Annotated in this window: 13 protein-coding genes; 8 read left to right on the forward strand and 5 right to left on the reverse strand. The window is 57.0% G+C overall.

All coding sequences use genetic code 11. The annotated features are described in order from the left end of the window. The first annotated feature begins 73 nt into the window (after positions 1-73). On the forward strand, positions 74-1,147 hold the full coding sequence (locus EGO56_RS05350) for a DUF1176 domain-containing protein (protein ID WP_135907893.1): 1,074 nt from the start codon (positions 74-76) through the stop codon (positions 1,145-1,147). Here the strand turns inward: EGO56_RS05350 and ampH are convergent. The 5 genes from ampH to amiA all read right to left on the reverse strand — a co-directional run bounded on the left by ampH (position 1,144) and on the right by amiA (position 7,784). Then, on the reverse strand, positions 1,144-2,307 hold the full coding sequence (gene ampH, locus EGO56_RS05355) for a D-alanyl-D-alanine-carboxypeptidase/endopeptidase AmpH (RefSeq protein WP_033783837.1): 1,164 nt from the start codon (positions 2,305-2,307) through the stop codon (positions 1,144-1,146). The genes EGO56_RS05350 and ampH overlap by 4 nt on opposite strands. Before the next feature lie 258 nt (positions 2,308-2,565). Further along, positions 2,566-4,566 carry a transketolase gene (gene tkt, locus EGO56_RS05360; protein WP_033733471.1) on the reverse strand — a complete coding sequence of 667 codons (2,001 nt, stop codon included), beginning with the start codon at positions 4,564-4,566 and terminating at the stop codon, positions 2,566-2,568. 57 nt (positions 4,567-4,623) lie between these two features. Continuing rightward, positions 4,624-5,574, reverse strand: coding sequence for a transaldolase (gene tal, locus EGO56_RS05365; protein ID WP_013358671.1), 951 nt, complete (start codon positions 5,572-5,574; stop codon positions 4,624-4,626). Positions 5,575-5,920: 346 nt separating this feature from the next. Then, positions 5,921-6,835 (reverse strand): oxygen-dependent coproporphyrinogen oxidase, encoded by a 915-nt coding sequence (gene hemF, locus EGO56_RS05370; protein ID WP_135907894.1) that lies wholly within the window; start codon positions 6,833-6,835, stop codon positions 5,921-5,923. 100 nt (positions 6,836-6,935) lie between these two features. Beyond that, positions 6,936-7,784: an N-acetylmuramoyl-L-alanine amidase AmiA gene (gene amiA / locus EGO56_RS05375; RefSeq protein ID WP_013358669.1), complete on the reverse strand. Its 849-nt coding sequence runs from the start codon at positions 7,782-7,784 to the stop codon at positions 6,936-6,938. A 207-nt stretch (positions 7,785-7,991) separates the two neighbouring features. On the opposite strand from amiA, the gene EGO56_RS05380 reads away from it, so the two are divergent. From EGO56_RS05380 to cysA, 7 genes are all read left to right on the forward strand, one after another. Then, on the forward strand, positions 7,992-8,417 hold the full coding sequence (locus EGO56_RS05380; protein WP_003848834.1) for a GNAT family acetyltransferase: 426 nt from the start codon (positions 7,992-7,994) through the stop codon (positions 8,415-8,417). Further along, on the forward strand, positions 8,407-8,874 hold the full coding sequence (locus tag EGO56_RS05385; protein WP_135907895.1) for a DUF2919 family protein: 468 nt from the start codon (positions 8,407-8,409) through the stop codon (positions 8,872-8,874). The genes EGO56_RS05380 and EGO56_RS05385 overlap by 11 nt, the downstream gene beginning before the upstream one ends. A 65-nt stretch (positions 8,875-8,939) precedes the next feature. After that, positions 8,940-9,557: an RpoE-regulated lipoprotein gene (locus tag EGO56_RS05390; protein ID WP_135907896.1), complete on the forward strand. Its 618-nt coding sequence runs from the start codon at positions 8,940-8,942 to the stop codon at positions 9,555-9,557. 254 nt (positions 9,558-9,811) lie between these two features. Further along, a complete protein-coding gene (locus EGO56_RS05395) occupies positions 9,812-10,828 on the forward strand; it encodes a sulfate ABC transporter substrate-binding protein (protein WP_135907897.1) in 1,017 nt (338 codons plus the stop codon). Further along, a complete protein-coding gene (cysT, locus tag EGO56_RS05400; protein WP_013358665.1) occupies positions 10,828-11,661 on the forward strand; it encodes a sulfate/thiosulfate ABC transporter permease CysT in 834 nt (277 codons plus the stop codon). The genes EGO56_RS05395 and cysT overlap by 1 nt, the downstream gene beginning before the upstream one ends. Continuing rightward, positions 11,661-12,536: a sulfate/thiosulfate ABC transporter permease CysW gene (gene cysW / locus EGO56_RS05405; RefSeq protein ID WP_013358664.1), complete on the forward strand. Its 876-nt coding sequence runs from the start codon at positions 11,661-11,663 to the stop codon at positions 12,534-12,536. The genes cysT and cysW overlap by 1 nt, the downstream gene beginning before the upstream one ends. Further along, complete coding sequence (gene cysA / locus EGO56_RS05410) at positions 12,526-13,614, forward strand: sulfate/thiosulfate ABC transporter ATP-binding protein CysA (RefSeq protein ID WP_013358663.1); 1,089 nt, start codon at positions 12,526-12,528, stop codon at positions 13,612-13,614. Before cysW ends, cysA begins: the two co-directional genes overlap by 11 nt. The last annotated feature ends 78 nt before the right edge of the window (positions 13,615-13,692 follow it).

Below are 13,692 nucleotides of genomic sequence, written 5' to 3' on the forward strand. Positions count from 1 at the left end.
AGAATGCGAACCCTGTCAGGCCCGTTGATGCGCTATTCTCTCCACTCTGGGTATTCGGGGATCGATCTTCTTAATGTCGTATTGGATGAAATCGCTTTGGCTGTTGCCGTCTCTGTGGGTTGCCTCTGTTCAGGCGGAACCGTTGCAAAAGTCATTCAACGACTGGCAAATCACCTGCAACAATGAAGCCTTTTGCGTGGCGCGGAATATTCCGGGGGACAAAGGGCTGGTGATGACGATTTCGCGCCATGCGGGCGTCAACGATCGCCCTTTGCTGCGCATCGACTACGGCAGTGCCTACAGTGGTGCGCTGCCGGGTGGCCCGCTACAGGATAACCTGCTGCTCGATCAGCGCCGGCTTAAACCCGACCTCAAACACTGGACGGTAGAACCGCATCATCTCGCCACCAGCAATGCTATCGCCATTGATGAATTTTTTGATCTGGTGATGGAGGCCAAAAACCTGCAGCTCACCTACGATCCCAACGCGATGATCTCCCTGCGCGGCATGAAGGCCGCGCTGTTGCTGATGGATGACACGCAGGGACGGGTCAACAGCATGAGCGCGTGGATCAAACGTGGCGACAGAGCCCGCTGGGATGTTCCGCCACCGCCTGCACTGCCACCGCTGCCGCCTGCGGTCAGGTCACCCGCTGCGCTGACGCGCGATGAGACCAGCGGATTGATTGATTACGGCACCTGGCGGGTTAATACCGACTCCTGCTCACTCGATCCGCTGCGCCGCGAAGTCAGCGTGGCGCCGCTTACCGACCAGCGCGCGCTGCTGCTGGTGAGTTGTGAAATGGGGGCGTATAACGTGATCGATCTGGCGTTTGAAGTGACGCGCAGCCCGCCCTATGTGGCGCGTGGCATCACCCTGACTCTGCCTTTTACCCCGCCCGGAGCCAGCGATCGACAGCTTGAGCTGATTAACGCCGAATATGACGCGGCCAGCGGCCAGCTCTATACGTTTGGTAAGGGCCGTGGATTAGGCGACTGCGGCAGGGCGACACGCTGGCAGTTTGATGGCACACGTTTTGTGTTAGCGGAATATGCGGAAGAGTCGACCTGTGACGCCTGGCACAGCAGTGATGACTGGCCAACACTGTGGGTCAGCCAGTCTGACGGTGGTGTACAGCAGCGTTAACGAATGACCTGCACCATCATCGGTGAGCCAAGCTGGTTGCCGACCAGTTCGGCCAGCATATTATTCACACCGTCGCTCATTGGCGTAAAGCGGGTCAGCGGCGAGCGCGTCACCACCACAAAAACCCCCACGTTATGCTGCGGCACCATCGCCATATAGGTGATGAATCCACCACCGCCGCCGGTTTTCTGAATGATCCCAGGGCGACCACTTTTCGGTCCCATGTAGACCCAGCCCATGCCCAGCGCATCCGCTTTACCCGGGACATCCATGCCTTCGACTTTATTGAGCTGGTCGCGGCGATAGATCAGCGTCTGCAGGCGATCGATCTGCGGCGTGCGATGGTTAACCGACGAGTTCAGGAACTGCTGCATCCAGCGGCCCATGTCATCCGGCGTTGAGTAAACCCCGCCGCTGCCAATCGCGGCCAGCGTGTTATTACACGGACTGGCCCCTTTTTCCGCTACCATCAGGCGTCCGCACTGCTCAGGCGACGGCGTAAACGTGGTGTCCTTCATGCCGAGCGGGCGGGTAATCAGCTGCTGAAACAGCGCCGGATAGGGAGTTCCGCTGGCACGCGACAGCGCATCGCCCAGCAGATCGTAGCCCAGGTTGGAGTAGGCGGCACTGCTGCCTGGTGCCGCTTTGAGGTTCGCGCGCGCCAGCCATGCCCAGCGTTCGCTCTTCGTTGGCCAGACAAACACCGGACGCTGCGCTTTGCCGCCGGGCTGCTCGCGCGGCAGTCCGCTGGTATGGGTCGAGAGATTAATCAGGCGAATCGGCTGGCCATTGTAAGTGGGCACCCGTGCACCCGGAGGCGCATATTTACTCAGGGGATCGTCAAGGCGAATCTGTCCGCGCTCAGCCATTTTCACCATCACTTCACTGGTCATCAGCTTACTCAGCGAGGCGATACGAATCAGCGAATCTTTCTGCGGACGGACATTGTTGCCGGGACGGGTTTCACCGAAGCTGGCGAACACCCGCTGATTGCCATCAATCGCCACCAGCGCCATACCGGTTGCGCCGCTGCCGTAAAAGATATGTTCCGCATAGCGATCAACAATCTGTGAAGCCAGCAGCGGATCGGGCGCAACCTGCGCCATGCTTTTTAATGGAAGCAGTGAAACCATCAGGGCCAGTAAATAGGGTGTACGCATGTTCAACGGAAGTGGCTTCGCTATAAAAATCGGAGGAAATCTGCCTTCACTCATCAGGATGTATCAGGTCTCAGCCGCGTTATCCCGGCAGAATGACAGCAGGAAAAGACGGTCAGCCCGTACACAGGCAGCATTAAGTATGACGGCTCTATAGTAATCAGTTTGCGCGGAGCGGGAAGAGGGGAATGGATATTTTTTTATCTGCGAGGCTGCAAAATAAAATGGCCCTTCCCGATGAGACCGGGAAGGGCAAAAGCATTAAACCGGCTTGAGTAATGCTTCGGCGTGGCTGACGATGTTCTCAACCGTGAAGCCAAACTCCGGGAACAGCTGACTGGCTGGTGCGGATTCACCAAAGGTGGTCATGCCCACAATCGCGCCGTCCAGACCGACATACTTAAACCAGTAGTCAGCAATACCCGCTTCGACCGCCACACGCGCTTTCACGCCGCTCGGCAGTACCGATTCGCGGTAAGCAGCATCCTGCGCATCAAACAGGTCAGTAGAAGGCAGTGAAACCACCCGCACCTTGTGACCGCCTGACGTGAGCTTCTCAGCTGCACCCAGGGTGATCTCAATCTCTGAACCGGTCGCAATCAGAATGACTTCTGGCGTGCCGTCGCAATCCTTCAGCACGTAGCCACCGCGTTTGATGTTTTCGATCTGCTCCGGGGTGCGTTCCGGCTGCAGCAGGTTCTGGCGTGACAGGATCAGGGCAGTCGGCCCATGATGGCGTTCGACAGCGGCTTTCCACGCCACCGCAGTTTCAACCTGATCGCATGGACGCCATACGCTCATGTTTGGCGTCAGACGCAGGCTGGCGATCTGCTCAACCGGCTGGTGCGTCGGGCCATCTTCGCCCAGACCGATGGAGTCATGGGTGTAGACCAGAATCTGGCGTGCCTTCATCAGCGCTGCCATACGCGCGGCGTTACGCGCATATTCGACAAACATCAGGAAGGTTGCGGTGTAAGGCACGAAACCGCCGTGATGCGCGATGCCGTTACCAATTGCCGTCATACCAAATTCACGCACGCCGTAGTGGATGTAGTTACCCGCCGGATCCTCTTTGATCGATTTCGAACCCGACCAGATGGTGAGGTTACTCGGTGCCAGGTCAGCGGAACCGCCAAGGAATTCCGGCAGCATTTTGCCGTAGGCTTCCAGCGAGTTCTGAGACGCTTTACGGCTGGCAATTTTCTGCGGATTAGCCTGCAGATCCTGGATGAAACGGGTCGCTTCCGTTTCCCACGTGGCGGGCATTTCGCCATTCATCCGGCGCTCATACTCTTTCGCCAGCTCGGGATGGGCCTCTTTATAAGCGGCAAACTTCGCATCCCAGGCTTTTTCGCGTTCCGCACCCGCTGCTTTGGCATCCCACTGCTGGTAGATTTCAGCCGGGATCTCAAATGCCGGATAGTTCCAGCCAAGCTGTTTACGGGTCAGCGCCACTTCGGCCTCGCCCAGCGCTGCGCCGTGCGACTCCTCTTTACCGGCTTTGTTCGGTGAACCGAAACCGATAATGGTGCGGCAGATAATCAGTGAAGGCTTATCGGTGACGCTCTGCGCTTCTTTGATCGCCTCGCGGATAGCATCAGCGTCATGGCCGTCGATGTCGCCGATGACATGCCAGTTATAGGACTCAAAGCGTTTATGCGTATCGTCGGTAAACCAGCCCTCGGTTTCGCCATCGATGGAGATGCCGTTATGGTCATAGAAGCCGATCAGTTTGCCCAGACCCAGCGTACCCGCCAGAGAACAGACTTCGTGTGAGATCCCTTCCATCAGACAGCCGTCGCCCATGAACACATAGGTATGGTGGTCGACGATTTCATGGTCCGGACGGTTAAACTGTGCAGCCAGCGTGCGCTCAGCAATCGCCAGGCCCACGGCATTAGCCAGGCCCTGACCCAGCGGGCCGGTGGTGGTTTCAACGCCAGGCGTATAACCGATTTCCGGGTGACCCGGCGTTTTAGAGTGCAGCTGACGGAAATTTTTCAGCTCTTCAATCGGCAGGTCATAACCGCTCAGGTGCAGCAGGCTATAAAGCAGCATCGAGCCGTGGCCGTTGGAGAGGATGAAGCGGTCGCGATCAAGCCAGGCGGGATTGGTCGGATTGTGCTGGAGGAAGTCGCGCCACAACACTTCGGCTATATCGGCCATACCCATCGGCGCACCGGGGTGGCCTGAGTTTGCCTTCTGGACTGCATCCATGCTCAGTGCACGAATCGCGTTTGCCAACTCTCTGCGTGAGGACATAAAGTTCTCCCTTGTTATGCATCAGGGCGGGAAAGTGCCGCCCGATTAAAATAAAGACTACAGGCGTGCGGCGAGCACATCTTCCAGCTTCTGCTGGTCAACCGCGAACTGGCGGATGCCGTCAGAGAGTTTTTCGACTGCCATTGGATCCTGGTTATGTTCCCAGCGGAACTCCGCCTCGGAGAGCGGCGACGGCTGATGGAAGCCCTCGGTAGAGGGTTCCAGTTTGCGCTCCAGCGGCGCATCGCTGTTCTGCAGCTCTTCCAGCAGGTTCGGCGACAGCGTCAGGCGATCGCAGCCGGCCAGCGCGATAATCTGCTCCACTTTACGGAAGCTGGCGCCCATGATGATGGTGCTGTAACGGTGCTTTTTGTAGTAGTCATAGATACGACGCACAGATTTTACGCCTGGATCTTCATCCGCCACGTACGGTTCCAGTGGCTTGCGTGAGTTGTACCAGTCGTAGATACGGCCCACGAACGGGGAGATCAGGAACACGCCTGCTTCGGCACAGGCACGCGCCTGCGCAAAGGAGAACAGCAGCGTCAGGTTACAGTGGATGCCGTTCTTCTCCAGCTCTTCCGCTGCACGGATGCCTTCCCAGGTGGAGGCCAGCTTGATCAGTACGCGCGAACGGTCGATACCGTGCTCTTCATACATCCGAATCAGTTTTTCTGCTTTGGTGACACACATGCCACGATCGAAGGAGAGGCGCGCATCCACTTCGGTCGAAACACGGCCCGGTATACTTTTCAGGATTTCCATACCGAGGTTAATCGCCACTTTGTCGCTGGCATTGATAATCTGCGTCTCTTTGCTGCCGCCCTGTTTTTTCGCGTACTCAATCGCGTCATCCATCAGGTGCTTATATCCTTCCAGACCGGACGCTTTCAGAATGAGTGAAGGGTTGGTGGTGGCGTCTTCCGGGTGGTAATTACGAATCGATTCGATATCACCACTGTCCGCCACCACGGTGGTGAACTGTTTTAGGGCTTCTAGCTGGTTCATCTCTAAACTCCTTGAAAAGAAAAATGAAAGCGAACAGGGAGCACCTCAGGCCTCGCAGCCGGTCTGTGGCATGTTCTGCTACCGGTAACGCGAACCCATAACATTGCAACAGAGACTTTCTGATGGAAATGCGGTTTCTCTGATTGTTGCGCTGCGAGGCGGTGCGAAGGAGCCGTCATGCGGTTTTTACCGTGGGGTGCGCCATATTCCATCCTTAAGCATAGCAGTCAGGACGAATGACGCAGGTAACACTGTAGCAATCTGTGCCCTGTGAAACGGAACGGGTCTTTCGGGAGAAAGGTAAGCGCAGCGCGGGTTGCGGGCCGCGCTGCAGCAGGAGAAGCGATCAGACGGGGAGGTTCAGCCAGTTTTTTACCGGCAGGAAATCGCGATAGAGCGCAGCTTCAGGCGAGTCGGCATCGGGCTGATAATCATATTCCCAGCGCACCAGCGGTGGCATCGACATCAGAATCGATTCCGTACGGCCGCCGGTCTGCAAACCAAACAGCGTGCCACGGTCCCACACCAGATTAAACTCCACATAGCGACCACGGCGGTAGAGCTGGAACTGGCGCTCACGATCGCCCCACGGATGATCTTTACGGCGCGCCACAATGGGCCGATAGGCATCAATAAAGCCGCGGCCTACTGCCTGCATAAAGCTGAAGCTCTGCTCAAAGTCGGGCGTGTTGAGATCGTCAAAAAAGAGGCCGCCAATGCCGCGCTGCTCATCACGATGCTTCAGATAGAAGTAATCATCGCACCACTTTTTATAGCGCGGATAGACATCGTCGCCAAAAGGCTGACAGAGACTGGCTGCGGTCTGATGCCAGTGCAGCGCGTCTTCTTCAAAGCCATAAAACGGCGTCAGGTCAAAGCCGCCACCAAACCACCAGACCGGATCGGCCCCCGGTTTCTCGGCAATAAAGAAGCGCACGTTGGCGTGGCTGGTCGGCACATAGGGGTTATTCGGGTGGATCACCAGCGACACGCCCATCGCTTCAAAGCTGCGACCGGCCAGCTCAGGCCGGTGCGCGGTCGCTGATGCCGGCATCTGATCGCCATGCACATGCGAAAAGTTGACGCCCGCCTGCTCAAACACCGCGCCGTTGCGCAGGACGCGGCTCTGACCGCCGCCGCCGCCAGGGCGCTGCCAGCTATCTTCAGCAAACTGTGCACCGCCATCTTCAGCCGCCAGCTGGTTACAAATCTCATCCTGCAATGCGAGCAGGAACGCTTTTACGCGGGAAATATCAGCCATCTTTTCGCTTATCGTTTGTCAAAGTCTGACGCGATTATACGCAAAACCGCGCCGCTTGCATGAGCGCGGCGCGTCGCACGATGCAAACCAGCCAGACGAATCAGGCGTTGCGGCGGTCAAACTCATCGAAGTAGTTGACGATGCCGCTGGCAATCGCTGAAGCAATTTTCTGGCGAAACGCGGTAGTGCCGAGCAGCTGCTCTTCACGGGGATTGGTAATAAAGGAGGTTTCGACCAGCACCGAGGGAATCGACGGTGACTTGAGCACCGCGAAGGCCGCCTGCTCGGTATGCTGGCTGTGCAGATGGTGCACCGGGCGGATCTGATCCAGCACGTGCTTGCCCAGCGTCAGGCTGTTTTTGATGGTATCGGTCTGTACCAGGTCGAACAGAATCTGCTGCAGATAGTGATCCTGCTGCTGTGCCTTTACGCCGCCCAGTTTGTCCGCATCGTTCTCACGCTGTGAGAGATAACGTGCCATCGAGCTGCTGGCACCGCGGTTAGAGAGCGCAAACACCGAGGCACCGCTGGCATCGGGGCTGGTAAAGCCGTCAGCATGAATTGACATAAAGAGATCGGCACCGTGCTGGTGGGCGATTTCTACCCGCTGATAAAGCGGAATAAAGTGGTCACTGTCGCGGGTCAGGCGCACTTCAATGCGCGGATGACTCTGAAGCTGACGCTGCACGTTACCGGCAATCTCCAGCACGATATGCTTCTCTTCAGAACCCTCTTCACCAACCGCACCAGAGTCGATGCCACCGTGCCCCGGATCGATCATCACGATGCGTTTACCGTTTTTCGCTGGCGGGGCAGGGCGCGTATGACGATTTGCCCCGGTAAGGCCCGACTGCTCTTTAGCCTGGATCGCACGCGGCGATAAAATGGCCAGAGCCAGCCCGGAAAGAAGTAACTGACGACGATGAATCAAACGTTTAAGCAGCTGCATGTACGGGTCCGGTAACAGGAATCTTGCCGGTGTTATAGCCTAAGGCTCTGTTGCCTGCGATCACAGAACCATTTCAGGGCATTACTTTGTATTGCAGGTCGCGAACAGAAAATTTGCGCTTTTTTATTTTCCGCCGGTCATCGAGGGTTGCGTGCGGCAGAGAATGCGTGATAATCAGCAAATTGTGCTTATCTGCAGGTAAATAAGATGGAAATCCGCGCCTTCCGCCAGGAAGATTTTGAAGAAGTGATCACCTTATGGGAACGTTGCGATTTGTTACGGCCATGGAACGATCCGGAGCTGGATATCGAACGCAAAATGAATCACGACCCCGATCTCTTTCTGGTCGCTGAAGTGGGCGGCGTGGTCGTTGGCACGCTGATGGGCGGTTACGATGGTCATCGCGGCGCGGCTTACTATCTGGCGGTGCATCCTGACTATCAGGGACGCGGCTTTGCGAATGCCCTGATGAACCGTCTGGAGAAGAAACTCATCGCGCGCGGCTGTCCGAAACTGCATCTGATGATCCGCGAAGAGAACGATCAGGTGGTGGCGTTCTATGAGAAGCTCGATTACGAGCCGGTCGACGCGCTGCTATTTGGTAAACGTCTGATCGAAGATCGTGAATACTAATCCGCTGCCTGGCTATTCGCCGGACGAGTATGACGCCAGAGGGCAGCTGCGGCTGCCGTTTCTTTTTTGGCCGATCCTGTTACTTCAGGCGCGGACCTGGCTGCTGCTGGTGATGGCCGGAGCATCGCGACAGCAGGGCAACGACCTGCTGGCACTGTTCTATCCGGATCGTCAGGCGTTCTGGATCGGTCTGGCGCTGGGTTTACCGGCGCTGGCGGGCCTGTTGCTGACCGGATACCGCACGCGGCTGCCGCGCCTCTGGCAGCACTGGCGCAGCGTGTTAGCGCTGTCGCTGCTGGTGAATCTGCTCTGGCAGGGCTGGCAGTTTGTGCAGGGCGATCTGCTGAGTTCGCCGCTGCCGTTGCTGCTGACGCTGTTCGACCTGCTGGCGCTGTTCTGGCTGCAGTCGAATCGTCGCTGCCGCGACTGCTTTCTGCCTGAACATCATCTCAACTAAACTTTTTGTCGCTTTGCGACTCCAATCAGTTCCGCCTTTCCGGCATCGCATTTACAGGAGTTCTCATGAAAGCTGTTCGTTCCACGCTACTGATCGCCGCCGTTGTACTGAGCGGCTGTGCCAGTTCGGGTTCCGGCGCTGACAGCAGCCAGCAGGCAAGCTGGTGGAATCCGCTGACGTATCACTGGTCTTCGGCGCTGCCGTGGAACTGGTTCGGTTCCTCGCTGACCGCGACTGAACAGGGTGTGGGGGGATTAACCGCCTCCACCGCCATGAAAGAGGACGCGATTAAGGACGGACTGAACGGTGACTATACCCTGCGTCAGGGCATGCGCAGTCAGAACGGTCAGGTGGTCTCTTTCTGGCAGGCGCTGGATGACGGCAAGGTTAAGCTGGTGATTTACGGACAGTCGCAGATCGAACGTATTGAGGTGATGGACAGCGCGATTGCCAGCAGTGACGGCAGTAAAGTGGGCGACGCCTTCAGTAATAAGTTCAGTAAAGCCTTCGACAACTGCACACTCGCCAGCGGCACCGATGCGCGTGATGTAGCGTGTCGTGCGCCAGGCAGTCAGCATCTGACCTATGTCTATCATGGTGACTGGCACGGACCGGAGGGATTAATGCCTTCTGACGATACCCTGAAAAACTGGAAAATCAGCAAGATTGTCTGGCAGCGTTAATCTTTTTCTTCAGCGTGCCGCCCCTCCGGCGGTCGCTGAACCCTCGTAAAACCCCTGGCCCGCATGGGCTGCACGCGGTTCCTCTTCCCCATCGGCTTTTGCTGATTTCTGCATAAACTCTGCCGTCGTCTTATGCTTTTTTCGACTTTGAAATCATCAAACGATATATAAAACCGTTACTGGTTTTCACTGAGTTATAAATAAACTGATGCCTCAGCGGGTGAGATCCGCATCAAACTTTTTCAGGGTGCCAAATGACATTACAAGCGATGAAAAAAATCGTGAGCGGTATCGCGTTGTCGCTGAGCCTGGCCGGCGCAGCCAATGCCACTGAACTTCTTAATAGCTCATACGATGTGTCGCGGGAGCTGTTTGTCGCCCTGAATGCTCCGTTTGTTAAACAGTGGGATGCCAGTCACCCCACTGATCCCCTGACCATTAAGATGTCGCACGCCGGTTCATCGAAGCAGGCGCTGGCTATTCTGCAGGGACTACGCGCAGATGTGGTCACGTATAACCAGGTAACAGATGTGCAGGTGTTGCACGATAAAGGCAATCTCATTGCCGCAGACTGGAAAAGCCGTCTGCCGAACAACAGCTCGCCTTTCTACTCCACCATGGCGTTTCTGGTGCGCAAAGGGAATCCAAAGCAGATTCATGACTGGTCAGATTTGATCCGCAGCGATGTGAAGCTGATTTTCCCGAACCCGAAAACCTCCGGTAATGGCCGCTATACCTACCTGGCCGCCTGGGGCGCAGCAGATAAAGCGGACGGCGGCGATCAGGCCAAAACCCGTGCCTTCATGACGCAGTTCCTGAAAAACGTGGAAGTGTTCGACACCGGCGGTCGCGGCGCGACCACCACCTTTGCTGAGCGCGGTCTGGGCGACGTACTGATTAGCTTTGAGTCGGAGGTGAATAACATCCGCAACCAGTACGGTAAAGATGAATACGAAGTGGTGGTGCCGAAAACCAACATTCTGGCAGAGTTTCCGGTGGCCTGGGTGGATAAGAATGTCGCCACTAATAAAACCGCTGATGCGGCCAGCGCCTACCTGAACTATCTCTACACGCCAGAAGCGCAGAATATTATTACTCACTACTATTATCGTGTGAACAATCCACAACTGATGGCGGAGCAGAAAGATCGCTTCCCGCAGACCAGCCTGTTCCGGGTCGAAGATGCCTTTGGCGGCTGGGATAAAGTGATGCAGACGCATTTCGTCAGCGGCGGTGAGCTCGATAAATTGTTAGCGGCGGGGCGCGGATAATGTTTGCAGCCAGCCATAAACGCGTGTTGCCCGGCTTCGGTCTCAGCCTGGGTACCAGCCTGCTCTTTACCTGTCTGATCCTGCTGTTGCCGATTAGCGCCGTGATCATGCAGCTGTCGCAGATGACGCTGCAACAGTACTGGGATGTCGTGACCAACCCGCAGCTGGTGGCCGCCTATAAGGTGACACTGCTCTCTGCCGGTGTCGCGTCCCTGTTTAATGCGGTGTTCGGCATGCTGATGGCATGGATCCTGACCCGTTATCGTTTTCCTGGCCGGACACTGCTGGATGGCCTGATGGATCTGCCGTTTGCACTGCCGACTGCGGTAGCAGGTCTGACCCTGGCCGGACTCTTTTCGGTCAACGGCTGGTACGGACAGTGGTTCGCCCAGTTCGACATTAAAATTTCATACACCTGGATTGGTATCGCCATTGCCATGGCCTTTACCAGCATTCCGTTTGTTGTGCGTACCGTGCAGCCAGTGCTGGAAGAGTTAGGGCCGGAGTATGAAGAAGCGGCTGAAACGCTGGGTGCCACGCCGTGGCAGAGCTTCCGCCGCGTCGTGCTGCCGGAAGTGGCGCCTGCGCTGCTGGCCGGTACGGCGCTCTCCTTTACCCGCAGCCTGGGTGAGTTTGGTGCGGTAATCTTTATTGCCGGTAACATCGCCTGGAAGACGGAAGTCACCTCGCTGATGATTTTTGTCCGGCTGCAGGAGTTCGACTATCCGGCAGCCAGCGCTATCGCCTCGGTGATCCTGGCGGCCTCGCTGATTCTGTTATTCGCGATTAACACATTACAGAGCCGCTTTGGCCGTCGTCTGGGAGGTCACTAATGGCTGAAGTTTCACAGCTTAATCACGCGGCGCGTCAGCCTGTGAACTGGGGCAAGTGGCTGCTGATTGGTATCGGCGCGCTGATCTCGATTCTGCTGCTGGTAGTGCCGATGGCCTCCATCTTCTGGGAAGCGCTGAATCAGGGGCTGATTGTCGCGCTCAGCAATCTGGCCGATCCGGACATGCTGCACGCCATCTGGCTGACTGTGCTGGTGGCGCTGATTACCGTTCCGGTGAACCTGGTGTTCGGCACGCTGCTCGCCTGGCTGGTGACGCGTTTTACCTTTCCGGGCCGTCAGCTGCTGCTGACCCTGTTCGATATTCCTTTTGCCGTGTCGCCCGTTGTAGCCGGTCTGATGTATCTGCTGTTCTGGGGCGTGAATGGCCCGGCAGGCGGCTGGCTGGATGCACATAACATCCAGATTATGTTTGCCTGGCCTGGCATGGTGCTGGCGACGGTGTTTGTGACCTGTCCGTTTGTCGTGCGCGAGCTGGTGCCGGTGATGCTGAGCCAGGGCAGTCATGAAGATGAAGCGGCGGTGCTGTTAGGCGCGTCCGGCTGGCAGATGTTCCGTCGTGTGACGCTGCCGAACATTCGCTGGGCACTGCTGTATGGCATCGTCCTGACCAACGCCCGTGCGATTGGTGAATTTGGTGCGGTCTCGGTGGTATCGGGATCGATTCGCGGTGAGACCTACACCTTGCCGCTTCAGGTTGAATTATTGCATCAGGACTACAACACCGTTGGCGCGTTTACTGCCGCCGCCCTGTTAACCCTGATGGCAATTGTGACGCTGTTTCTGAAAAGTATTGTGCAGTGGCGTTTAGAGCAACAGCACAAACGCCTGCAACAGGAGGGAAATCATGAGCATTGAGATTAACAAGATCAACAAGTCCTTTGGTCGCACCTCGGTGCTGAACGATATCTCTCTGGATATTGCCTCGGGTGAAATGGTGGCGCTGCTTGGCCCATCAGGCTCGGGTAAAACCACGCTGCTGCGCATTATTGCCGGGCTGGAGCATCAGAACAGCGGTCAGATCCGTTTTCACGGCAACGATGTCAGCCGCCTGCATGCGCGCGATCGTCAGGTCGGCTTTGTCTTCCAGCACTATGCGCTGTTCCGTCACATGACGGTATTCGACAACATCGCCTTTGGCCTGACCGTGCTGCCGCGTCGTGAACGTCCTTCAGCGGCGGAGATCAAACAGCGTGTAACCCGTCTGCTGGAGATGGTGCAGCTGGCGCATCTGGCGAACCGCTTCCCGGCACAGCTGTCAGGCGGCCAGAAGCAGCGTGTGGCGCTGGCGCGTGCGCTGGCAGTTGAGCCGCAGATTCTGCTGCTGGATGAACCTTTTGGCGCGCTGGATGCTCAGGTGCGTAAAGAGCTGCGCCGCTGGCTGCGTCAGCTGCATGAAGAGATTAAATTCACCAGCGTGTTTGTGACCCACGACCAGGAAGAGGCGATGGAAGTCGCGGATCGCGTGGTGGTGATGAGTCAGGGCAATATTGAGCAGGTCGGCACGCCAGATGATGTATGGCGCGATCCGGCGACCCGCTTTGTGCTGGAGTTCCTGGGTGAAGTGAATCGCTTTGATGGCGAAATTCAGGGATCGCAGTTCCATGTCGGCGCGCACCACTGGCCGCTGGGTTATACCTCAGCTCATCAGGGCGCGGTTGAGCTGTTCCTGCGTCCGTGGGAAGTTGACGTGTCACGCCGCAGCAGTTTAGAAACGCCGCTGCCGGTGCAGGTGCTGGAAGTCAGCCCGCGTGGCCACTTCTGGCAGCTGGTGGTTCAGCCTGCTGGCTGGCAGAGCGAGCCGTTCTCACTGGTGTTTGAAGGTGAGCAGACAGCCCCGATTCGCGGCGAACGCCTGTTTGTTGGCTTGCAGCAGGCGCGTCTCTATAAGGGCGATACGCCGCTGCGCGCAGTTGCCTTTGCGCAAAGCGCCTGATATTTTCTCATCAACACCGGGCGGGAGTGTCACTCCCGCCTTTTTTTCGCCTCTTGTTTGTAAGATGCCAGGAACTGC

Origin of the sequence: Pantoea vagans, from assembly GCF_004792415.1 — a bacterium.
In the GTDB taxonomy this organism is placed as follows: Bacteria; Pseudomonadota; Gammaproteobacteria; order Enterobacterales; family Enterobacteriaceae; genus Pantoea; species Pantoea vagans.